The following is a 21499-nucleotide window of genomic DNA, read 5'->3' as shown; positions in this document are numbered from 1 at the left end:
CGCTCATTTCGCCACTGCCCGGGACAACATGTCCATCATGGCGAGGGGCAGGCCGCCGGCCAGGTCTCGCGCGCGGACGAAATCCTCGAAGGCGGCGGCGGTGGAGAACTTCGGCCTCCAGCCGAGAGCCGCGGACAGCAGGGTGGTGTCGACCACACGTCCGTGACACATCAGGCGGAGTTGCTCGGGGGAGAAGTCGACCAGCCCCGTACCGCGGGCGAGGTCGCCCATGAGGCGGAAAACGACAGAGGGCACCGGCACCGGGAGCAGGCCCATCCTGCGCGCGCACTGCGACAGCAGCAGCACACCGTCCCCGGCCACGTTGAACGTGCCGGGGTGGTCCTCCGTCGCCATCCGCCGCAGCACCTCGACCGCGTCGTTCTCGTGAACGAACTGCAGCCGCGGGTCGAACCCGAACACGGTCGGCAGGACGGGTTGGGCGAAGTAACGCGTCAGCGGGGAGTCGACGCCGGGGCCCATGAAGTTGGCGAATCTGAGCGTCGACACGACCACGTCACGGCGCCGTCTGGCGAAGCCCCGGACGTAGCCCTCCACCTCGGAGGCGTCCTTGGCATAGCCGTGGCTTGGCGGCTCCCCCGGCTCGGCGTTCTCGGTGAAGACCGCGGGGTCGTGCGAGGAGGAACCGTAGACGGCGGTGGTGGAGCGCATGACGACGCGGCGGACCGTCGCGGACCGCTGACAGGCACCGAGCAACTGCATGGTGCCGATGACGTTGTGCTCCTTCATGAGCGCCCGGCCACCGCTCCGGGGAGGAGCGCTCACCAGGCTCATGTGAACGACGGTGTCGATGTCGGCGGCCGCGATCACCTGCGCGATGTCGGGGCTGCGCAGATCGACGCGGACGAACTCCGTCCGGCCGAGAGGTACGCCGCCATCACGTGAGAGCGAAGGCGGCGGCACCGTATCCACTCCGATGACCCGGTCGATATCCGGGTCATCCGCGAGAACGCTCGCCACTCGGGCGCCGATGTGGCGCGAGACCCCGGTGACAAGCACGGTGTGGGTCATCGGCGCCTCGCAGATCCGCGCTGTTACTTCTTGTTACGCCGCTGGATGCGGGTCTTCTTCAGAAGTTTGCGGTGCTTCTTCTTCGCCATGCGCTTGCGGCGCTTCTTGATCACAGAGCCCACGGGACCCCCAGGTAGCTGGTAGCCGAGATTGCCGAACCGGTGCGCGATAGCACACCGGCACAACAGACTACCGGCGATCCACGGTAGATCGCCCCCGGGGGACCCCGAGCACATCAACTCACGACGTGGCGAACACGTCGCTACCTCGACGAGACAGAGACCTGCCACATACCTGTCGGACCGGAAAACTTGCTTCGGTCAGACCGGAAGAGACAGGACTCGCGAGCCGTCCAGCGCGCCTCGCCCACCTCGCGGCCGGATGTTCCTCCACCGGCCGCCCGGCTCCGCGCGCCGAGCCCCCTGTCTCAACCTGCCTCGATGTAGGCATCCCTGAGATAATCGTGCACCGCCTGTTCGGGCACCCGGAAGGATCGACCGACCCGGATGGCCGGCAGCTCGCCCGAATGCACGAGTCGGTACACAGTCATCTTGGACACCCTCATGACAGTGGCCACTTCTGCCACCGTCAGGAACTTCACCTCGCTGAGAGGTCTTTCGCCTGCACCCATCGGACGCCTCTTCCGCACGTGTATCCGGGTTATCCCCACTGGTGCCATTGCTCACGCACGTGTACTGCCGTCAGCGTAAGCCGGGAGGCCGGGCACGCAAACCCCCTATTTTCTCAGCCCTCGGAGCCTCGCGTCAGCGAAACCGACAAAATCGCTGGCCAGCAGCCGGACCGTGCCCCTGCTTTTGATCTTGGAACGGACCAACTGTCTCCTATTAGAGTCGCCCACAATCGCCAAAAAGTTGGCAAACGGTCGGCGAGCTCTGTGGAATGCAGGCGCGAAATGCCGGTATAAGGATGCCCTAATTTGCGCATCCCCCGTCTCAGAGGGCTCGCGCGACCCTCTTGACCAGGTGGTGTGTCAGCGGCTCGTAATACCTCGGTAGCACGTTGTCATCAAGCGGGACGGTCACCGCGATCTTGCCCTCGGCCTCCCCGACGAAGAGCGCGGGGTCGTTGCTGTCGGCGAATCCGACGGTGAGGATGCCCGCCTCGCCCGCCGCTCCGGCCCAGCCGTGGTCGGCGATCACCAGATCGGGACGGTCCGCGCCAAGTTCGGCGATCATGGCCCGCATCGGGGCCGGGTCGTGGGTGTGCACGAAGGCGCCCTTGTCGTCGAGCATCGCGACATCGTCCAGATAACGGATCTTGCGCCTGCGGCCGAACCCGCTCCCCCAGTACGACCAGCCCTCGGCCGGGCTCATCAGGACCGCCCCGCACGCCCTGAGCATCCGGGCCAGAGCCAGGTGAACGGTGAGCAGGCCGGTGGGGTGCCCGGTGGCGATCAGGATCTGCGGATTGCCCCTGCCGAGCACTCCCGCGATCGTGTCGCCCATCTTCTCGACCGCCTCGATCGTACGGTCGGGGTCGATGGTGTCCTGGCCCTCCCGGTGCAGCGGATCGGCCACCACCCCGGCGGACTTGACCATCAACTCCAGCACGTCCCGATAGGACCAGGCGCCGTCCACGGTCAGCCCGAACAGGTAGTGCGGATCACGGTTGGCCAGCGACCGGTAGTGGTCCAGGTTGTTCTCCCGGCTGGTCGCCACATCACCGGCGATCCGGGTCCGAACCAGGTGCTCACGAAGCTCGGCACGGGTCAACGGCGACGCTGCGCGTCGCGGCTCGGGTGCTGGAGTCCGGTGACTTCCCTCGTCACTCATCCGCTTCACTCATCCGCTTCGCTCCTTCGCTCCTCAGTCCGGTCACCGGCGCGTCCTCACGGCTGACCGGCTTGTCGGCTGACCGGCTTGTCGGCTGACCGGCTTGTCGGCTGACCGGCTTGTCGGCTGACCGGCTTGTCGGCTGACCGGCTTGTCGGCTGACCGGCTTGTCGGCTGACCGGCTTGTCGGCTGACCGGCTTGTCGGCTGACCGGCGACGCTGCGCGTCATGGTTCGGCCGCTCAGGCAGTCCCTCGGACGGATCACTCATCCCGCCTCTCACCCGCGCCCCCTCTCCCGTGGCGTGCCGATTCCCCTCCTGGAGGGACCTGGGAGATCCGGGGACCCCGGTCACGGGAAGGGGTCGAGGCCGTGGAAGGGGAAGACGGCCTTCCTTGTCGCCATGATGGCCCGGTCGATCGAGTCTGCTGGGTCATAACCAGTTGAGAAATAACGAAATTCCGGATTTCGGCCATCGGTCAGTGTCAGGGGTGCCGACTGGTCGGTCCGTTCCTTGACGAACTTGCGCCATGTCTCGGGGGTGGTGGTCCTCGGATCGAGCGGGTGGCCCGCCACCTCCGCGAGCAGATGGGTCCACGCCCGGGGCACGACCTGCACCAGCTCGTATCCCCCTCCGCCGGTCACGACCCACCGCCCGCCCGCGGTCTCGTGTGCCAGCTCGTGCAGCGCCGCGTACGCGGCGCGCTGGCCGTCCAGGCTGAGCATCAGGTTGGCCAGCGGGTCGAGGGCGTGGCTGTCGCAGCCGTGCTGAGTGACCAGGACGTCGGGGGCGAACTCCCGCAGCAGCGGCGGGACCACCGCGTGGAAGGCCCGAAGCCAGTCACTGTCGCCGCATCCGGCGGGTAGGGCCACGTTGACCGCGGTGCCCTCCACGCCGCACTCCTCGGGGAAGCCCGTGCCGGGGAAGAGCGTGCGGGGGCTCTCGTGCAGGCTGATGGTGAGAACCCTGGGATCGTCGTAGAACATCGCCTGCACGCCGTCGCCGTGATGCACGTCCACATCCACGTAGGCGACCCTGGACGCCCCCTGGGCCAGCAGCCACGCGATCGCCGCGCCCGGGTCGTTGTAGACGCAGAACCCGCTCGCCGAGGCGGCCATCGCGTGGTGCAGACCACCCGCGATGTTGACCGCGTGCTCGACCTCACCGGTCCACACCGCGCGTGCCGCGGCCAGGCTGGCCCCGGTGATCAGCGCGGACGCCTCGTGTACCCCGGCGAAGGCGGGATTGTCCTCGGTGCCGAGCCCGTAGGCCAGGTCGCGTCGCCCGGTGGCGGAAACCCGCTTGACGGCCTCGATGTAGTCACGCTTGTGGACGAGCGCCAGTTCGTCGTCGGTGGCGGGCGCACAGCCGCTCATCTCCACCAGGTCCAGCACACCGAGCTCCCTGGCCAGCGCCATGGTCAGCTCGACTCGTACGGGCGCGAGCGGGTGCCCCGGACCGAAATCGTAGGAGATGAGCGCATCGTCCCAGACAACCCGCACGGACCGGCTCATGCGCACTCCCTGTCTGGTCGCGACGTCGCGCGCCACGGCCCGATCTTCCTACTCCCAGATCGACGTTACCGCACGTGTACGGAATGCGGTTTACGCAGGCGTCTTGGAGGATGTGACCGTTTTCATCTGAGCGAAATATCACGATTTATTGCAATTAATGGTCCTGCGTCCCGGTACGCGGCACCGCTGCCCGGGACGCCACCTGGAATGTCCTTCCCCGGCCGGCCGGACGCGGGACGGCACGGTCAGGCGGGGGACACCCGGCGCAGTCCCCGGACCGCGGGGACCAGGAGAAGATCGACCTGGCGGTGAAGAAGAGCAGGAAGCTCCGTGTCCAGACGGCGGGTCCGCCGAGTTCCCGCTGATCATCAGCCAGTACGGCCTGCTCCACGATCGCCCCATCTCCCCCGGAGTTCCGTGGGAAATGATGCCGTTTTATAGGAAAATTTCCTAATAGATTTCCTGGCGGAGGGGCGAACTCAGCCCTCGGCGAGCTGGCGTCCCCTGTCCCTGGCGGCCTCGATGGCGGCCAGGAAGGCGGCGCGGACACTGTGCCGCTCCAACTCGGCGATGGCGGCGATGGTGGTGCCACCCGGCGAGGTGACCGCCTCGCGCAGTATCACCGGGTGCTCGCCCGAGTCACGGAGCATGATCGCCGCGCCGACGATCGACTGGGTGACCATGTCAAGGGCGGCGGCACGGGGCATGCCGAGCAGGATTCCGGCGTCGACCATGGCCTCGACGAGATAGAAGAAGTAGGCGGGACCACTGCCCGACAGGGCCGTGGCCGCGTCCTGCTGCGACTCGGGGATGCGCAGCACCTTGCCGACCGGGCTGAACAGGTCCTCGGCGCGCCGCAGGTGCTCCTCGGAGGCGTGTGCTCCCGCCGAGATCACGCTCATCGCCTCGTCGACCAGCACCGGCGTGTTGGACATGACCCGGACCACCGGGATCTCGGCGCCGAGCCACGACTCGACGAACGAGGTCGTGATCCCCGCCGCCGCCGAGATGACCAGGCGGTCGGCCGGCAGGTGCGCCGCGATCTCGGCGAGCAGTGCCCCCATGTCCTGCGGCTTGACCGTGAGGATGATCGTGTCGGCGCTCTTGGCGGCCTCGGCGTTGGAGACCACCCGCACGCCGTACCGCTCCGCGAGGGCCTCGCCCCGCTCGGCACGCCGCGCCGTCGCCATCACGTCGCCCGGCTTGAACCCGGCTCTGAGCAGCCCGGACAGCAGGGCCTCCCCCATCTTGCCGGTTCCAAGAATCGCGATCATGTGAGCACCTCGAAATCGGGGATCGAAACTCCTCGCAGCCTATCGGCACCGTTCCACCGGGCGGATCGACCCGACGCCGTGCGCGACCGCCGTGCACCAAGGGTTGACGCCGCCACACGTCGACGATGACTTCGTCACGGTTCAGGCGATGACTTCGTCACGGTTCAGGCGATGACTTCGTCACGGTTCAGGCGATGACTTCGTCACGGTTCAGGCGATGACTTCGTCACGGTTCAGGCGGTCATGACCGAGGTGCGGCACCGCGACGTCAGGGCGTCCTGAACCCGGCGGGACTCCGATCCGTCTTAGGGGTATGCGTATGATCGCGACCCCCATCCTGGCCGGAAGCCTTCTGTTGGCCCTGGGCTGCGGCACCGACCCCAGCGCCACGGCCCCCTCGCAGCCTGTGAGCCGGAGCACCGCCCTTACCGGCGGCCCCTCGGAGCCGGCGAGCCACACCGTGGCACCCCGGGACGAACCCACCGGCGGCGCCCCCAGACCGACGAGACCGGAGGGCCACACAGTCAATCCCCGCAAGGTCAGGTGGCTGAAGGCGAAACCGTCGAAGGACGGCCGGAGCCTGCGGATCACCTGGTGGTCCGGGGTGGAGCCGTGCAACGTGCTCGACCGGGTCACCGTACGAGAGACCTCCAAACGGGTGACCGTCACCCTGTGGGAGGGCCCGAGCAGCAAGGCCCAGAACGTCGCCTGCATCGAGATCGCCATCCTGAAGGTGACGACGGTCAAGCTCAAGAAGCCTCTCGGCTCCCGCAAGGTGGTCGACGGCGCCCGCTGACGCGGCGCCCCTGCAGGACCCCGTCCCGCCGACGGTGACCGAACGGCCTTCGGTCACCGCCGGGAACGACCACGCGCGCTCCCTCGTCGGAGGGGATGGAGAACACTACCCGTTTCCTGGAAATCGGGAATGCTCCCACCCGGTCGAAGGTTGAGCCCAATAGACTCAAGTCGTTTGACAAACCTCACCCGAGGTTCCACTATGAGTCCCATCGACTCAACTTTGACTACAAGGACGTACTCATGGCACGTGCGGTAGGTATCGACCTGGGGACGACCAACTCCGTCGTCTCGATTCTTGAGGGCGGTGAGCCCACCGTCATCGCCAACGCCCAGGGTTCGCGGACCACGCCGTCCGTGGTCGCCTTCGCGAAGAACGGCGAGGTCCTCGTCGGAGAGGTCGCCAAGCGGCAGGCCGTCACCAACGTCGACCGGACGATTCGCTCTGTCAAGCGCGAGATGGGCACCAACTGGTCCGTCGAGATCGACGGCAAGAAGTTCTCCCCGCAGCAGATCAGCGCCTTCGTCCTGCAGAAGCTCAAGCAGGACGCCGAAGCCTACCTGGGCGAGAAGATCACCGACGCGGTGATCACCGTTCCCGCCTACTTCAACGACGCCCAGCGTCAGGCCACCCAGGAAGCCGGCACCATCGCCGGCCTCAACGTGCTGCGCATCATCAACGAGCCCACCGCCGCGGCGCTCGCCTACGGCCTGGACAAGGACAAGGACGAGACCATCCTCGTCTTCGACCTCGGCGGCGGCACCTTCGACGTGTCCCTGCTCGACGTCGGCCAGGAGGACGGCCACGGCTTCGTCGAGGTCAAGGCCACCAGCGGCGACAACCACCTCGGCGGTGACGACTGGGACCAGCGCGTCGTCGACGAGCTCGCCACCCGGTTCAAGAACGCCCACGGCGTCGACCTGACCAAGGACAAGATGGCCCTCCAGCGCCTGCGTGAGGCCGCGGAGAAGGCCAAGATCGAGCTCTCCAGCCAGTCGGAGACCTCCGTCAACCTGCCCTACATCACCGCCTCGGCCGAGGGTCCCCTCCACCTGGAGGAGAAGCTCACCCGCGCCGAGTTCCAGCGGCTCACCGCCGACCTGCTCGAGCGGTGCAAGGGCCCGTTCAACCAGGTGGTCAAGGACGCCGGCATCAAGGTCTCCGACATCGCCCACGTGGTGCTCGTCGGCGGCTCGACCCGCATGCCCGCCGTCGCCGACCTCGTCAAGGAGCTGACCGGCGGCAAGGAGCCCAACAAGGGCGTCAACCCGGACGAGGTCGTGGCCATCGGCGCCGCCCTCCAGGCCGGTGTGCTCAAGGGCGAGGTCAAGGACGTCCTGCTGCTCGACGTGACCCCGCTGTCGCTGGGCATCGAGACCAAGGGCGGGATCTTCACCAAGATCATCGAGCGTAACACCACGATCCCGACCAAGCGCTCGGAGGTCTTCACCACGGCCGAGGACAACCAGCCGTCGGTGCAGATCCAGGTCTACCAGGGCGAGCGCGAGATCGCGGCGTACAACAAGAAGCTGGCCACCTTCGAGCTGACCGGCATCGCCCCGGCGCCGCGCGGTATCCCGCAGATCGAGGTCACCTTCGACATCGACGCCAACGGCATCGTCAACGTCTCCGCCAAGGACCTCGGCACCGGCAAGGAACAGACGATGACGATCACCGGCGGCTCCGCGCTGCCGAAGGACGACATCGAGCGCATGATGCGCGAGGCCGAGTCCTACGCCGACGAGGACAAGAAGCGCCGCGAAGAGGCCGAGACGCGCAACAACGCCGACTCGCTCGTCTACCAGACCGAGAAGTTCCTCGGCGAGAACGCCGAGAAGGTCCCGGACGACATCAAGAACGAGGTCAACGAGGCCGTCGCCGAGCTCAAGAAGGCTCTGGAGGGCACCGACTCGTCCGAGATCCGCGCCTCCGCGGAGAAGCTCGCCACGGTCAGCCAGAAGATGGGTTCCGCCATCTACGCTCAGTCGCAGGGGTCCGAGGCCCCGGACGGCGCCCCCGAGGCGGACGCCACCGCCGGACAGAAGGCCGACGATGACGTGGTCGAGGCCGAGATCGTGGACGACGAGCCGAAGCGCGACAACAGCGCCAAGTGATGATCGGAAAGCCGAGGGGAGCAGCAGCGTGAGCACGCGCGAGAACGGTTCCGAGGAGGAGCCGGTGATCCGCGACAACCGGAAGATAGACCCGGAGACGGGACAGGCCCGCGGGGCGGCCCCGGCGGAGGCCACGGGTCAGAACGACAGGGAGCAGGCCGACAAGCCGTCCTCCCTGGCGTCCGACCTGGCCTCGATCGAGCTGGCCACCCAGCTCGCCGAGCGCACCGCGGACCTGCAGCGTCTTCAGGCCGAATATTCCAACTATCGCAAGCGGGTCGAGCGGGACCGGGCGCTGGTCAAGGAGCAGGCGGTGGCCGGCGCGTTGGCCGAACTGCTGCCCGTCCTCGACGACATCGGCCGAGCCCGCGACCACGGCGAGCTGACCGGCGGCTTCGCCAAGGTGAGCGAGTCACTGGAGGCGGCCACGGGGAAGCTGGGGCTGAGCTCCTTCGGCACCAAGGGTGAGCCGTTCGACCCGACGGTGCACGAGGCACTGATGCACAGTTACTCCCCCGACGTCACAGAGCCGACCTGCGTGGAGATCCTGCAGCCCGGTTACCGGATCGGCGAGCGAGTGCTCCGCCCCGCGCGAGTCGCGGTGGCCGAGCCCGAAGAGCCCGCCGCGGACGACAACTGACCCCCCAAGATCCAATCTCTAAGAAGGAACGTGGATGAGCACCAAGGACTACTTGGAGAAGGACTACTACGCCGTCCTTGGTGTGCCCAAGACCGCCACGGCCGATGAGATCAAAAAGGCGTACCGGAAGCTGGCCAGGAAGTATCACCCGGACGCCAATCCCGGAAGCTCGGCGACCTCCGAGAGCACCGCCAAGTTCAAGGAGGTCTCCGAGGCCTACGACATCCTGTCCGACACCAAGCGCCGCAAGGAGTACGACGAGGCGCGGACGCTGTTCGGATCGGGTCTGGGCGGCTACGCGGGGGGTGGAGGGGCTCCGCGCACCGGTGCGGGTGGTTTCCCGTTCGACCTGGGAGACCTGTTCGGGGGCACCCATCAGCAGCAGAGTGGCGCCGGGGAGCGCATCGGCGACATCTTCGGCGGCCTCTTCAACCGGGGTGGCGCGAGCCGCCCCACCGGGACGACGAGCAGGGCACGGCGCGGCCAGGACATCGAGTCCGAGGTCTCGCTCTCCTTCTCCGAGGCGGTGGAGGGCAGCACGGTCTCGCTCCGCCTGACCAGTTCCTCCGCGTGCACCGTGTGCGGGGGCACCGGCGCCAAGGCCGGCACCACCCCGCGGGTCTGCCCGACCTGCGAGGGCACCGGGGCGGCCAGCCGTAACCTCGGAAACTTCGCCTTCTCCGAGCCGTGCCGCGACTGTAAGGGCCGCGGCCTGCTGGTGGACGACCCGTGCCAGGTGTGTGATGGGAGCGGGCGGGGCAAGAGCACCCGCACGATCCAGGCCCGCATCCCGGCAGGGGTCGGCGACGGCCAGCGCATCAAGATCAAGACGAAGGGCGCGCCCGGTGAGAACGGCGGCCCCGCCGGTGACCTCTACGTTCAGATCCACGTCAAGCCGCACTCCGTGTTCGGCAGGACGGGAGAGAACCTGACGGTCACCGTCCCGGTCACCTTCACCGAGGCGGCGCTGGGAGCCGAGATCAAGGTGCCGATTCTCAAGGGAATGCCGGTCACGCTGCGCATCCCCGAGGGCACCCCGAACGGCCGCACCTTCCGGGTGCGCGGCAGGGGTGTGGCGCGTAAGGACGGCACCAAGGGCGATCTGCTCGCCACGATCGAGGTTCTGGTGCCACAGCAGTTGGAGGACAAGGCAAGGGGTGCCCTTGAGGAGTTCCGCGACGCCACCTCGGGTGGTGACCCGCGGGCGGACCTGATCGAACAGGCCAGAAGCGAGTAGCCATGGAAGCCAACTACTTCGATCTGTCGGACGACACACCCGTCTACGTGATCTCGGTGGCCGCCCAGCTGTCCGGTCTGCATCCGCAGACCCTTCGCCAGTACGACCGTCTCGGCCTGGTCAGCCCAGGTCGTACGGCGGGACGCGGACGTCTGTACTCCACCCGCGACATCATGATGCTCCGCGAGGTCCAGCGGCTCTCCCAGGAGGAGGGCATCAACCTCGCGGGCATCAAGCGAATCCTGGTACTCGAGACGGAGGCCCTGCGCCTGCGTGACGAGAACCACCGCCTCCGCGCGGAGATGAACATGATCCGCGCCCTCATCCAGTACCAACTGCCTCCCGCCTGAATCTCCCGTGGGGAAGTCGCCAGGCAAGAGCGTCCTCACCGCGACGCGCGGCGTCGCCGTCAACCCGTGAGACCGCGCCGCTGACCGGCCCGTGGGAAGGCTGACCGGCCCATGGGAAGAAGGGCCGCGAGGAACGAACGGCCCTGAACTACGAGGGAAGTCAATGGACTACAAGCTCACCCAGAAGAGCCAGGCCGCGGTCTCCTCCGCCATCCGGCGAGCGGCCGCGGAGGGTAATCCCGAGGTCGCCCCGGCCCATCTGTTCACCTCACTGCTGGCCCAGACCGGCGGCACCGCGGTGCCCCTGCTCGAAGCGGTGGGCGCCGACTGGAAGCAGCTGCGGATCGAGGCCGAGAAGCAGCTCGCGGCCCTGCCGAAGGCACAGGGCGCCACGGTCAGCGCCCCGTCGAGCTCCCGGCAGCTTCTCACCGTGCTGAACACGGCGGCCCAGCGGGCCCGCGGGCTTGAGGACGACTACGTTTCGACCGAGCACCTGCTGGTCGGTCTCGCCACGGACGGCGGCCCCATCGCCGAGCTGCTCAAATCGCGTGGCGCGAGCCCGAACGCGCTGCTCGACGCCTTCGAGAAGGTACGCGGACACGCCAGGGTGACCAGCGAGACGCCTGAGGACACCTACCAGGCGCTGGAGAAGTACGGGATCGACCTGACCGAGCGGGCCCGGGCGGGCAAGCTCGATCCGGTGATCGGCCGCGACTCGGAGATCCGGCGCGTCGTCCAGGTGCTCAGCCGCCGCACCAAGAACAACCCGGTGCTCATCGGCGAGCCCGGCGTCGGAAAGACCGCCGTGGTGGAGGGGTTGGCCCAGCGGATCGTCGCGGGTGACGTGCCCTCCAGCCTGCGCGACAAGCGCCTGATCGCGCTCGACCTGGGCGCGATGGTCGCCGGCGCCAAGTACCGCGGCGAGTTCGAGGAACGTCTCAAGGCGGTGCTCGGGGAGATCAAGGAAAGTGACGGCCAGGTCGTCACCTTCATCGACGAGCTGCACACCATGGTCGGCGCGGGCGCCGGCGAAGGCGCGATGGACGCGGGCAACATGCTCAAGCCCATGCTGGCCCGTGGCGAGCTGAGGATGATCGGCGCGACCACGCTGGACGAATACCGCGAGCGCATCGAGAAGGACCCCGCGCTGGAGCGGCGGTTCCAGCAGGTCTACGTTGGCGAGCCCACCGTCGAGGACACAATCGCCATCCTGCGCGGCCTCAAGGGGCGCTACGAGGCACACCACCAGGTCCAGATCGCCGACGGCGCGCTCGTGGCCGCCGCCGCCCTCTCCGACCGCTACATCACCTCCCGGTTCCTGCCCGACAAGGCGATCGACCTCGTCGACGAGGCCGCCTCCCGGCTCCGCATGGAGATCGACTCCCGTCCTGTCGAGATCGACCAGCTCCAGCGGAACGTGGACCGGATGAAGATGGAGGAGCTGGCGCTCGCCAAGGAGACCGACGAGGGCAGCCTGCAGCGGCTGGAGCGACTCCGCAGGGAACTGGCCGACCGCCAGGAGGAGCTCAACGCCCTGGTCGGCCGGTGGGAGCAGGAGAAGGCGGGGCTCAACCGGGTCGGTGACCTGAAGAAGCAGATCGACGAGGTGCGGAGCACCGCCGAGCGCGCGCAGCGCGACGGTGACTTCGAGGCCGCCTCGCGGCTGATGTACGCCGAAGTGCCCAGGCTGGAGGCCATGCTCGCCGAGGCCAGCAAGACCGCCCAGCCGGAGAACCCGATGGTCAAGGAGGAGGTCGGCGCCGACGACATCGCCCAGGTCATCTCCTCGTGGACCGGCATCCCCGCCGGTCGGTTACTCGAAGGCGAGACCAGCAAGCTGCTCCGCATGGAGGAGGAGCTCGGCAGGCGGCTGATCGGCCAGCGGCAGGCGGTCGGAGCGGTCTCCGACGCCGTACGGCGAGCGCGGGCGGGCATCTCCGACCCGGACCGGCCGACCGGCAGTTTCCTGTTCCTCGGTCCGACGGGCGTCGGCAAGACGGAGCTGGCCAAGGCACTGGCGGACTTCCTGTTCGACGACGAGCGGGCGATGGTCCGCATCGACATGAGCGAGTACGGCGAGAAGCACAGCGTCTCGCGACTGGTGGGCGCCCCACCCGGCTACGTGGGCTACGAGGAGGGCGGGCAGCTCACCGAGGCCGTGCGGCGCAGGCCGTACACCGTGGTGCTGCTGGACGAGGTCGAGAAGGCCCATCCGGAGGTCTTCGACATCCTGCTCCAGGTGCTCGACGACGGGCGGCTCACCGACGGGCAGGGCCGGACCGTCGACTTCCGCAACGTGATCCTGATCCTCACCTCCAACATCGGCTCGCAGTTCCTCGTGGACCCGGGCATGACGAAGGAGGCTCAGCGAACCGCCGTGATGGCCGCGGTCAGGAGTGCGTTCAAGCCCGAGTTCCTCAACCGGCTCGACGACGTGATCCAGTTCGACGCGCTCGGCACCGAGGAGCTGTCCCGGATCGTTGACCTGCAGGTGACCCATCTGGCCAGGCGCCTGGCGGACCGGCGGCTCACCTTGACGGTGACCCCGGCGGCGCGCGACTGGCTGGCGCTGACGGGCTACGACCCGCTGTACGGCGCGCGCCCGCTCCGCCGCCTCGTCCAGTCCGCGATCGGCGACAAGCTGGCCAAGGAGGTGCTCTCCGGCGAGGTCCAGGACGGCGACGAGGTGCTGGTCGATCTCGACGAGGCGAGCGACTCCCTGGAGATCGGCCCGGTAAGGGCTTGACCAATGCCGGATGAGGTCCGGTAATGGCTCGGCCACCATTGGGTTAAGCGCGCCCCTGGGCAAGACCCCCCTGTTACGTTCGGCATTCGTTGGATTACCGAACGCAACAGGGGGATGTGCATGTCGAACGCATCACGGAACATCCGGGGAATCCTCGCGGTGGCGCTGCTCACCGCCGGCACCGGCTGGACACTGGTCTCTCCGGCCTCGGCGGAGGTCGCGCCCTGCCAGGAGCGCGAGGCGGCGGGGGCGCCGCAGGCGCCCGGGGCCATGGCGGCCGCCTGCGAGGAGGTCGGCGACGCCGGGGGCACCGCGGCGGCCGAAGGGACGACGACCACCGACAACGCCGGAACGCCGGCGACCACGGACGGCGCCGGAGCATCGGTGACCGCGAACACGGGCGAGACACCGGCGAGCACGGACGGCGCCGGAGCATCGGTGACCGCGAACACGGGCGAGACACCGGCGAGCACGGACGGCGCCGGAGCATCGGTGACCGCGAACACGGGTGAGATGCCGGTGACCGCGGACCGGCTCGCACACGTCACCGAGCTGCCCGATCTCTCCCAGGCCTCCGCGCTGGTCAGCTTCGCCGATGCCGGGGGCGTCGCCGCGGGCACGGGCTTCCACGCGCTGCCCTTCGGGCTGTCGAGCCCTCCCAGCCACGAGTGGACGAACTCCTGGGTGGGCATCATGGCCGAAGGGCCGGATCTGCCCGGCCTGCCGGGCGCGCCGGGCGCTCCCGGCGATGGCATCAGCTGGCTACGGGCCCCGGTGCCCCCGGCGCCCGAGCGACCCGCCGGAGCGGCGGTCGCACCGGACGACGACACCGCGCCGCTGCCCCAACCGGCGCAGGCGGACGCCGTCACCGAGGACCTGCCGTCGGCCGAACCGTCGTCGGCCGAACCCCCCTCCGCCGGATCGCCGGTGGCGGAGTCACCGGCCGCCGCGGGCCCGGAAGCCCCCGCTGTGCCGGACACCTCCGCGGGTGGCGCCCACCTGACGGAGGGCAGTGCGGAGGTCTCCGTTCTCCCGGCACTGGAGAGGACGATCCCGGACCTCAATGTGGGGTAGCCACCGGAGTTCGAACCACGATCGAGTAGGGGGACGGGTCGCCCGTCCCCCTCTCACACCACCGGACATGCGGGCCCGCATCCGGCGGTTCGTCAAGCCGTGGTTCTGAGCCTGCGCCAGGTGTTCTGAAGGCCCAGCAGACCAAGGTCATCCCAGTGAGCGTTGGGCAGAGCCCGTTGAAGGACCACTGACCCGGCGATGCGCCAGTACCCCTTGCTGCTGGCCGCCCATTCCCGCGCGGTGCGGTCAGGGATGCCAAGATGGCGAAGGTTCCGACGCCTGGCCGCCCAGCGCTTCCATTCCTTCCAGCGGATCTGCCGCATCCGGCGGTGCAGCCACTTATCCAACTCACGCAGCCGCCGTGACAGCCCGGCGAGCTGGAAGTAGGCCATCCACCCGGTGATGTAGGCATTGAGCCTGTCGATTCTGCAGATCATCGACACGCTCCACCTGCGACTGGTCAACTCCCGGATGCGATCCTTGAACCGGCTCATCGCCTTGGGATCGACCCGGATGCCGACGCCTGATCGGGAGAAGTAGAACCCGAACCCCAGCAACGTCGCCTCACGCGCGTGCCGGACCGAGGACTTCTCCCGGTTCACCTTGAGTTTTAACCGCTGCTCGACCACGGTTGTCACCGAGTCGAGCACCCTCGTGGCAGCTCGCCTGCTGCGCACGAAGACCCGAAGGTCGTCGGCGTAGCGCACGAACCGATGACCGCGCCGCCACAACTCCCGGTCCAGATCATCCAGCATGATGTTCGACAAGATCGGCGACAGCGGGGAACCCTGCGGGGTCCCCTCCCTGCTCGCCGAAACGATCCCGTCGATCATCACCCCGGCCTCCAGATACGCCCGGATGAGCCTCAACATCCTGCGGTCAGACACCTTGCGCGCCACCCGCGCCATCAGGATGTCGAAATCGACCCGATCGAAGAACCGGTCCAAATCGACATCCACGACCCACCGATGGCCATCCTCGACCGCCCGCCGCGCGACCCGCACCGCCTGATGAGCGGACTTGCCGGGACGGAACCCGAAACTGGCCCCGCTGAAATGCGGGTCGAAGATCGGCGTCAGGACCTGCGCGATCGCCTGCTGGATCAACCTGTCCAGCGCAGAGGGCACTCCCAGCAACCGCTCCCCTGATCCTCCGGGCTTGGGGATCACCACCCGGCGGACCGGCAACGGCCGGTAGCCACCCGCGTCCAAAGCCTCCCGCACGCCCGCCCAGTGCTCACGGATCCACGGCCGCAACTGCTCCGTGCCCATCCCGTCCACACCCGGCGCGCCCCGGTTGACCTCCACACGCCTCAACGCCCTGCCCAGGTTGCCCGGCGAGAGGAACTCCTCCCACACCGACACCTCCAGGCCAGGGATCACCGCCTCCGACAAGGGCACCGACCGGCCACTACGCTCCGCCATGGGCACTGACGGACTCACCGTCTCCTCCCACCACGGGCCCGCGTTCGCGGGGTGGCTGCGATCACCGCGACCGGCACGAGCACCTCACCTTCCACCGTGACACTCGACGTTCGGCCCTTCCCGGCTGATTGTCCGTTCCCCTCACCGGTACTACGGCCTCTGCTGACTTCTGCCCGGTCAGACCCCGGCCTCACGACCAGACCCGTCGGCGCGGCGACACCAACAGCACAACCGACACCCGAGCAGATCTCCCCAGGTAAGAACGACCACTTTCCCCCTACGCCCGCCGCGTTTACGTGCCGATCCTGTCGATGGTGACGGGCTTCGCCTTCGCGTGCAGGCTCACCCAGATCGACCCGCCTTCTACGCGGTTCGTATCCCTCGGTGCAGGGTTTCGCCTCGGGCTTCCTCCAGACCCCGCCTCACGACGACGCCCTTGCCTCCGGCTCGGAGTTAGCACCACCTCTTCCTCCAGGGGACTTACACCCCCAAGCGATCGCCCATGCTGGGCGCACACGCAGGGAGGGTCGTGCCCCAAGGGGCACGGCCCTTTTCCGGCCTTGTGACAGGCCGCGGGAGCGACGGCCGCGTCAGTACGAGGCGTCGAGGAGGGCGTCGAGTTCGTCTTCGGGGAGCCCGAGGTCGACGCGGATCCGGTAGCGGGTTCTGAGCAGGGCGATGTGCTCGCCACCGCCTTCCACCGCCCGATGCGCCCCCTCGGTGGCCCAACGGTGGGCCTCCCCGAGGTCTCCATAGGCGACGAGCGTCTCGGCGACCGTGAGAGCGGTGGCCGCGCTGACCCCGCCGACCGCGTGAATCGCCGCGATCACCTCTCTCGCCTCCTCCGGCTGTTCGAGCTCGAAAAGGGTGTCGGCGATCCCGGCCCGGGGATCGACGCTCACCTCGCCGCCGTCGTCCACCGCCCGCTGGAAGCAGTCGAGGGCCCGAGCGGGCTGTCCGGCCTGCCGCCACTCCTCGGCGGCGAGCATGAGGATCGCCGCCCGCGACATGTCGCCGGACGTGTACGCCTCGACCAGGGCTTCGAGTCGCCGGGCCAGGGCTTCGTGATCGTCGGCCAGAAGTGTCTGCTCAAGCAATCGATCAAGTTGCTCACGTGTCACATGCGCCACATCGCGAGAGTACCGAGCGACGCTCGACCACGTACGGCCAACGGCAGGTATTGGCCATGCGACCTTGAGTAAACAAACGGCTACGGTGCGCGTTTTTCTCCAGTAAAACGGGCATATGAGCGACGACTCCTGCTACAGGAGCACATCATGGGGAGGAGCTGCGATGGGCATGTCCAGGCAGACGGCCTTCACTCTGATGCTTCTCCTGGTCTTCTCCGTGATCGTTCCGGGGTCCGCCGGATACCTGTCGGTCAAGATGGAGGCGATCGGGCAGGCCCACCAGGAGCTGCTCACCCTGGAGAACAGGATCCGTCACGAGAAGCTCGCCGCCCGGATCAAGAGGATGGAGCGGGTCCATCGGGCCCGGCGTCTCCAGCCGGTCGCCCCCTCCGGCCGCGAGCCCGCAGAGCCCGTCCGGAGCTCCCGGGTCGAGTTGGGGACACCGCCGCTCGAACGCCGGGGCGGGGTCCCGCAGTACCGGGAGCGGCTCACCGGCTCGGGGTCCGTGTCCACCGCGCCGGACTCGATCGGCGGCGGCCCGCGTGAGGGCACCGGCGAGTCCCTCGAAGAGGGTCTCCTCCCCCAGCTCTCTCAGACCGAGACCCGGGCGAACTGACGGTTCAGATAGCCACGGATCAGACGCTTGGCCTCGGCCACGATCTCCGGGGCACCGTTCGGATCGCGGCGGAACGCCAGCTTGAGCACCGCGTCTCCGGCCTCCACCGCGACCAGGATGGCCAGGTCGAACTCCTCACTGTCGGCCAGGCCGTACTCCTGCAGGAGGAGGCCGCGCAGCCGTCCGGCGATCACCGTGTGGTTCTCAGAACCGGCGTCGAGCAGGTTGAGGTCGACCACGTCACCGAAGTGCAGGGACCGGAAACCCGGCACGGTCCTGTGCATCTCCACGTACTCGTCGATGATCGCGTCGACCGCCTCCCACCAGCCCGCGTAGTCCTCCGACAGGAAGCGTCTCCCGATCCGGGAGACGAACCCCTCGATGTGGCGCCGGGTCACCGCCTGGGCGATGGCCCGCTTGTCGGGAAAGAACTGGTAGACCGAGCCGATCGCGACCCCCGCGCGCTCGGCGATCCGTGTGGTGGAAAGCGCGTCGTAGCCGATCTCGTCCAGCAGGTCGGCACACGCGTCGAGCATTCGCTCCACGCGCCGTGCGCTCCGTCGCTGGGTGGGCTGACGCCGCAGTGAAGCTTCGCCGGGCTCCTCGGCAGGCACGATGGACACCCCCCCATCTTGCCCGCCTGACACCGTCGGGTCGGTGCTTATTCGTCAACCCCTGTCCGTCAATCGCGAGATTTCTCCGCCCCCGGCGAGCCGCCGACGGAGGTGGAGGAGGAGGAGAAGGAGGAGGAGGAGAGGATCCGCTCCTGGACTCCCGGCCTGCCGATCAGCTTCCAGCCCTGGATTGAACCCTGGCCGTACCCGACGAGGCGCACTCCCGGCTTGCCCACCGCGCCAAGGACCGCGATCATGTCGGCGGCCGGGTGGTCGTGGCCTCGGTGGCACGTGCGGAAAACGGGGCTAGCCGGACTGGCCGGGTCTGGCGGTCAGCCCGGTGCAGTCGCGCAGCGCCTTCCAGCTCGCGATGGCCGGTTGCCGCCCGAGCCCGGTGATCGGGACCGGCACCCCGCCCTGGATGCTGGCCGGAGTCCACTGGTCCTTGAGCACCTTGCGACCGTTGATCGTCAGGGTGAGCACGCCGGTCCTGCCGGTCTCCGGGCCCCAGTTGTAGAAGACGAAGTTGCCCAGGCCGTAGTTGACGTAGCTGTTCTTCAGGTAGCCGCCGCCGAGCAGGATGTGCGCGTGGCCGCCCACGATGACGTCCGCCCCGGCCGCGACCAGCTTGGGGGCCAGGCCGCGCTGCGCCTCGTTGGGACACTTCTGCAGTTCGGTGCCCCAGTGCAGGTGGACGATCACGGTGTCGGAGTTCCTGCGGGCCCTGCGCACCTCCTGGATCAACCGTGCCTCGTTCTTGGCCGAGGCGAGGCCCGCCTTGTCGCCGGAGGCGGTCCACGCCCCGACGAACTCCGCGTCCAGCACCTGGGTGGCGCCGATGATGGCGACGCGGTTGCCGTTCACAGTGGTCCGCCACGGCCTGTAGGCCTCGGCCTCGTTCCTGCCCACGCCCACGACGGGGAATTTGGAGCGTTTGATGGCGGCAAGGGAGTCGCTCAACCCGCTCTGCATGTAGTCCATGCCGTGGTTGTTCGCCAGGGAGGCCACGTCCACCCCGGACGCCTTCAGCGCGGTCAGCGCGGCCGCCGGGGCGCGGAAGGTGTACTGCTTTCCCGGTGCGGGGGTACCACCGGTGGTGATCGCGGTTTCCAGGTTGACCATCGCCAGGTCAGCGCGGCTGAGCACCTTGGAGATCGGGCCGAGCGCGGTCTTCGGATTGGCGTTCAGACGGGTTCGCAACACGCCTTCGAAGTGCACGTCGCCACCGAAGGAGATGGTGTACGGCCTGCGCTCCGGCTCGGGCTCCGGCGTGGGTTCCGTCTGGGGGGTCGGCTTCTCCTCGGCGTCGGCGAGCGCTCCGGGGGTGACCGACTCGGCCGTGGAGCAGGCCGCGAGGAGCACGGCTGAGGCGGTGACCGTGGCGGCCAGGGCAAGGCGTCGGGCGGTGCTGTACGTGTCCATCGGTATCCGAGGATGCCATCTCACCCGCACTGTTTGGCACAACTCGCCCTACGAGATTCGATTACCATAAATTAGAGTAAGTCGCTTATTTGAATAGGTCAGCTTTAGATCGCACCGTGTCGTCCGTGGAGGGCGAGGACCGGCTCCGGCAGGCGGGCCTTCGGATGACCGCGTCCCGGCCGGTGATCATGCAGACCGTACGGGAGGGTGACCACCTCGATGTGGACACCGTCTATCACGGCGTGCGCGGTCAGGTCGGTCGGGTCTCCCCGCAGGCCGGCTACGACTCCCTGCACGCGCTACCAGGGAACGGCCTTCCGCGGCGGATGGAAATCAAAGTCTCCGCCCTTCACCGCGGCGATGAACGCGGCCCACCCGGCCCCACCGAAGATCAGCACCGGCCCCGTCCGGTCCTTGCTGTCCCTGACCGCGAACCCTCGTCCGGGCAGGTGAGCCACCTCGACACAGTTGCCGTTGAGGCCGCTTCGCACACTCTTCTTCCATATCACATCGTTGTGATTTTGCGCGTTCATCATTCTTCCCACCAATGACGGAATAGCGGCAGCGGTAAATCTGTCGCTAGTTGTTCCAGTATTCGATTGTTTCCTTGATCAGCTCCTGTGACGCCATCTCGTCGAGAGCCCGTTCCATCAGAAGGCCGAAGGCACGCTCGTACAGGTAGACCATTTCCGCATCCTCGACGATTCGTCCTCCGGGGAGCGACTCCTCGTAGACGACGTCCTGGAAGTCGGAAAACGCCAGGTGCATGAACGCGCCGGTGGACACCGGCGGTGGAACGGCCTGGGGAAGAATCCTCATCTCCACGTGCGCCAGCTTCGAGACCTCGATCAGGTGCGCGAGCTGGTCCCGCATGACACGGGCGTCGCCGTACTGGTTCCGCAGCACGGATTCATGGAAGACGCTCATGTGGATCAGCGGATCGGGCCCGTACAGCAGTGTGCGCTGCCGCGCCATCCGTATCTCGACCCGGTCCTGAAGCCAGATCGGTGGAACCTGGCCGGCATGCTGGCCCGCCTGGACGACCGACCGGACATATCCCTCCGTCTGGAGAAGGCCGGGCACGATCTGGGGTTCCCAGTTTCGCGCCACCGTGGCCTCCGCCTCCATCCCGATGAGCGTGATGTAGTCATCCGGAGTGGAACTTCGATATCTCTCCCACCACCCTTTCCGGGCGGCGTCGCGCCGCAGCGCGACCAGAACCCCCCGGAGGGCTTCCTCGACTCCATAAAGCCCGGCGAGGGCCTCGACGTCGCTCTCCTTGGCCAGCGTCTTGGCGTTCTCGATTCGGCTCACCTTGGCGGTCGACCACCCCAGACGGCCGGCCACCTCCTCACCGGTCATGTTCAGGCTTTCGCGGAGCCGACGCAGCTCCAGACCCAGCCGACGCTGACGGAGCTCTGGACTACCACGCTCCGACATCACGACCTCCTCACCATGACGGGTGGGCAGGTGTCATGGCCTCAACAGGAACCAGACGAATGGTAGTGCAAATTACACGAACGGTTGCAGTGCACGTGTAGAAGTTTATTGCTTTTTTCCTTACGGCAAGCCTTGCAGGTAAATCTCCGCTGAGCGACTATCAGGACAGGAAGGTTCTCGGAAGATCGGGGAAGCCGCCGGTGATCATCCGGCGGGATGTCTCCGAGGGCCTCTGTGAGCCGCGCACGGAGCGGAACGGGCGCGCACCCGATCGGCAACGGCGCCG

The 21499-nt window shown here is 67.8% G+C and carries 21 protein-coding genes and 1 pseudogene; 8 read left to right on the top strand and 14 right to left on the bottom strand.

From position 1 onward, the window contains the following. Window positions 1–3: 3 nt before the first annotated feature. From OG884_RS19320 to proC, 6 genes are all read right to left on the bottom strand, one after another. Window positions 4–1029 carry an NAD-dependent epimerase/dehydratase family protein gene (locus OG884_RS19320; protein WP_326646784.1) on the bottom strand — a complete coding sequence of 342 codons (1026 nt, stop codon included), beginning with the start codon at window positions 1027–1029 and terminating at the stop codon, window positions 4–6. A 23-nt stretch (window positions 1030–1052) separates the two neighbouring features. Continuing rightward, window positions 1053–1151, bottom strand: coding sequence for a 30S ribosomal protein bS22 (locus tag OG884_RS19315; protein WP_018654693.1), 99 nt, complete (start codon window positions 1149–1151; stop codon window positions 1053–1055). A 305-nt stretch (window positions 1152–1456) separates the two neighbouring features. Beyond that, on the bottom strand, window positions 1457–1660 hold the full coding sequence (locus OG884_RS19310; protein ID WP_012887307.1) for a helix-turn-helix domain-containing protein: 204 nt from the start codon (window positions 1658–1660) through the stop codon (window positions 1457–1459). Between the two features lie 322 nt (window positions 1661–1982). After that, a complete protein-coding gene (locus OG884_RS19305; protein WP_326646781.1) occupies window positions 1983–2822 on the bottom strand; it encodes a phosphatase in 840 nt (279 codons plus the stop codon). Window positions 2823–3172: 350 nt separating this feature from the next. Then, window positions 3173–4336 carry an acetoin utilization protein AcuC gene (locus OG884_RS19300; protein ID WP_326646780.1) on the bottom strand — a complete coding sequence of 388 codons (1164 nt, stop codon included), beginning with the start codon at window positions 4334–4336 and terminating at the stop codon, window positions 3173–3175. 479 nt (window positions 4337–4815) lie between these two features. Next, window positions 4816–5610, bottom strand: coding sequence for a pyrroline-5-carboxylate reductase (gene proC / locus OG884_RS19295; RefSeq protein ID WP_326646779.1), 795 nt, complete (start codon window positions 5608–5610; stop codon window positions 4816–4818). A gap of 319 nt (window positions 5611–5929) precedes the next feature. Here proC and OG884_RS19290 point away from each other — a divergent pair, with 319 nt between their 5' ends. From OG884_RS19290 to OG884_RS19260, 7 genes and pseudogenes are all read left to right on the top strand, one after another. After that, window positions 5930–6406 carry a hypothetical protein gene (locus OG884_RS19290; protein WP_326646777.1) on the top strand — a complete coding sequence of 159 codons (477 nt, stop codon included), beginning with the start codon at window positions 5930–5932 and terminating at the stop codon, window positions 6404–6406. 242 nt (window positions 6407–6648) lie between these two features. Then, window positions 6649–8520 (top strand): molecular chaperone DnaK, encoded by a 1872-nt coding sequence (gene dnaK / locus OG884_RS19285; protein WP_326646776.1) that lies wholly within the window; start codon window positions 6649–6651, stop codon window positions 8518–8520. 28 nt (window positions 8521–8548) lie between these two features. After that, on the top strand, window positions 8549–9160 hold the full coding sequence (gene grpE, locus OG884_RS19280; RefSeq protein ID WP_326646775.1) for a nucleotide exchange factor GrpE: 612 nt from the start codon (window positions 8549–8551) through the stop codon (window positions 9158–9160). 34 nt (window positions 9161–9194) lie between these two features. Beyond that, window positions 9195–10397 carry a molecular chaperone DnaJ gene (gene dnaJ / locus OG884_RS19275; protein ID WP_326646773.1) on the top strand — a complete coding sequence of 401 codons (1203 nt, stop codon included), beginning with the start codon at window positions 9195–9197 and terminating at the stop codon, window positions 10395–10397. Between the two features lie 2 nt (window positions 10398–10399). Continuing rightward, a pseudogene (locus tag OG884_RS19270) lies at window positions 10400–10652 on the top strand (heat shock protein transcriptional repressor HspR); the annotation flags it as partial. Window positions 10653–10910: 258 nt separating this feature from the next. Further along, window positions 10911–13493: an ATP-dependent chaperone ClpB gene (gene clpB, locus OG884_RS19265; RefSeq protein ID WP_326646771.1), complete on the top strand. Its 2583-nt coding sequence runs from the start codon at window positions 10911–10913 to the stop codon at window positions 13491–13493. Window positions 13494–13613: 120 nt separating this feature from the next. After that, a complete protein-coding gene (locus OG884_RS19260; protein ID WP_326646770.1) occupies window positions 13614–14567 on the top strand; it encodes a hypothetical protein in 954 nt (317 codons plus the stop codon). Between the two features lie 92 nt (window positions 14568–14659). Here the strand turns inward: OG884_RS19260 and ltrA are convergent, their stop codons facing one another. Both ltrA and OG884_RS19250 read right to left on the bottom strand, forming a co-directional pair. After that, window positions 14660–15991 carry a group II intron reverse transcriptase/maturase gene (ltrA, locus tag OG884_RS19255; protein WP_326635403.1) on the bottom strand — a complete coding sequence of 444 codons (1332 nt, stop codon included), beginning with the start codon at window positions 15989–15991 and terminating at the stop codon, window positions 14660–14662. 590 nt (window positions 15992–16581) lie between these two features. Beyond that, window positions 16582–17088, bottom strand: coding sequence for a tetratricopeptide repeat protein (locus tag OG884_RS19250; RefSeq protein ID WP_326646769.1), 507 nt, complete (start codon window positions 17086–17088; stop codon window positions 16582–16584). A gap of 202 nt (window positions 17089–17290) precedes the next feature. Between OG884_RS19250 and OG884_RS19245 the strand changes: the two genes are divergently transcribed. After that, on the top strand, window positions 17291–17737 hold the full coding sequence (locus OG884_RS19245) for a hypothetical protein (protein ID WP_326646768.1): 447 nt from the start codon (window positions 17291–17293) through the stop codon (window positions 17735–17737). Here OG884_RS19245 and OG884_RS19240 read toward each other — a convergent pair. From OG884_RS19240 to OG884_RS19215, 6 genes are all read right to left on the bottom strand, one after another. Then, window positions 17713–18360 carry a TetR/AcrR family transcriptional regulator gene (locus OG884_RS19240; RefSeq protein WP_326646766.1) on the bottom strand — a complete coding sequence of 216 codons (648 nt, stop codon included), beginning with the start codon at window positions 18358–18360 and terminating at the stop codon, window positions 17713–17715. The genes OG884_RS19245 and OG884_RS19240 overlap by 25 nt on opposite strands. A 59-nt stretch (window positions 18361–18419) precedes the next feature. Then, window positions 18420–18608 (bottom strand): hypothetical protein, encoded by a 189-nt coding sequence (locus OG884_RS19235; RefSeq protein WP_326646765.1) that lies wholly within the window; start codon window positions 18606–18608, stop codon window positions 18420–18422. A 49-nt stretch (window positions 18609–18657) separates the two neighbouring features. Beyond that, window positions 18658–19773, bottom strand: a complete 1116-nt coding sequence (locus OG884_RS19230) for a CapA family protein (protein ID WP_326646764.1) — start codon at window positions 19771–19773, stop codon at window positions 18658–18660. Between the two features lie 104 nt (window positions 19774–19877). Next, complete coding sequence (locus OG884_RS19225; protein WP_326646763.1) at window positions 19878–20069, bottom strand: hypothetical protein; 192 nt, start codon at window positions 20067–20069, stop codon at window positions 19878–19880. A 3-nt stretch (window positions 20070–20072) separates the two neighbouring features. After that, window positions 20073–20264, bottom strand: a complete 192-nt coding sequence (locus tag OG884_RS19220) for a DUF397 domain-containing protein (RefSeq protein WP_326646761.1) — start codon at window positions 20262–20264, stop codon at window positions 20073–20075. Window positions 20265–20352: 88 nt separating this feature from the next. Beyond that, entirely contained in the window at window positions 20353–21213 is an 861-nt protein-coding gene (locus OG884_RS19215; protein WP_326646760.1) for a helix-turn-helix domain-containing protein, read from the bottom strand. Between the last annotated feature and the right edge of the window lie 286 nt (window positions 21214–21499).

It is taken from the genome of Streptosporangium sp. NBC_01755, from assembly GCF_035917995.1.
Lineage (GTDB): Bacteria > Actinomycetota > Actinomycetes > Streptosporangiales > Streptosporangiaceae > Streptosporangium.
This window is presented reverse-complemented; position numbering and strand designations above follow the sequence as displayed.

Bases quoted from the DNA above. Each gene is read 5' to 3' on its own strand.
- OG884_RS19320 (WP_326646784.1), bottom strand. From the start codon at position 1,029: ATGACCCACACCGTGCTTGTCACCGGGGTCTCGCGCCACATCGGCGCC.
- OG884_RS19310 (WP_012887307.1), bottom strand. From the start codon at position 1,660: ATGGGTGCAGGCGAAAGACCTCTCAGCGAGGTGAAGTTCCTGACGGTG.
- OG884_RS19305 (WP_326646781.1), bottom strand. From the start codon at position 2,822: ATGAGTGACGAGGGAAGTCACCGGACTCCAGCACCCGAGCCGCGACGC.
- OG884_RS19300 (WP_326646780.1), bottom strand. From the start codon at position 4,336: ATGAGCCGGTCCGTGCGGGTTGTCTGGGACGATGCGCTCATCTCCTAC.
- proC (WP_326646779.1), bottom strand. From the start codon at position 5,610: ATGATCGCGATTCTTGGAACCGGCAAGATGGGGGAGGCCCTGCTGTCC.
- OG884_RS19290 (WP_326646777.1), top strand. From the start codon at position 5,930: ATGATCGCGACCCCCATCCTGGCCGGAAGCCTTCTGTTGGCCCTGGGC.
- dnaK (WP_326646776.1), top strand. From the start codon at position 6,649: ATGGCACGTGCGGTAGGTATCGACCTGGGGACGACCAACTCCGTCGTC.
- dnaJ (WP_326646773.1), top strand. From the start codon at position 9,195: ATGAGCACCAAGGACTACTTGGAGAAGGACTACTACGCCGTCCTTGGT.
- clpB (WP_326646771.1), top strand. From the start codon at position 10,911: ATGGACTACAAGCTCACCCAGAAGAGCCAGGCCGCGGTCTCCTCCGCC.
- OG884_RS19260 (WP_326646770.1), top strand. From the start codon at position 13,614: ATGTCGAACGCATCACGGAACATCCGGGGAATCCTCGCGGTGGCGCTG.
- ltrA (WP_326635403.1), bottom strand. From the start codon at position 15,991: ATGGCGGAGCGTAGTGGCCGGTCGGTGCCCTTGTCGGAGGCGGTGATC.
- OG884_RS19245 (WP_326646768.1), top strand. From the start codon at position 17,291: ATGTCCAGGCAGACGGCCTTCACTCTGATGCTTCTCCTGGTCTTCTCC.
- OG884_RS19235 (WP_326646765.1), bottom strand. From the start codon at position 18,608: ATGATCGCGGTCCTTGGCGCGGTGGGCAAGCCGGGAGTGCGCCTCGTC.
- OG884_RS19230 (WP_326646764.1), bottom strand. From the start codon at position 19,773: ATGGACACGTACAGCACCGCCCGACGCCTTGCCCTGGCCGCCACGGTC.
- OG884_RS19215 (WP_326646760.1), bottom strand. From the start codon at position 21,213: ATGTCGGAGCGTGGTAGTCCAGAGCTCCGTCAGCGTCGGCTGGGTCTG.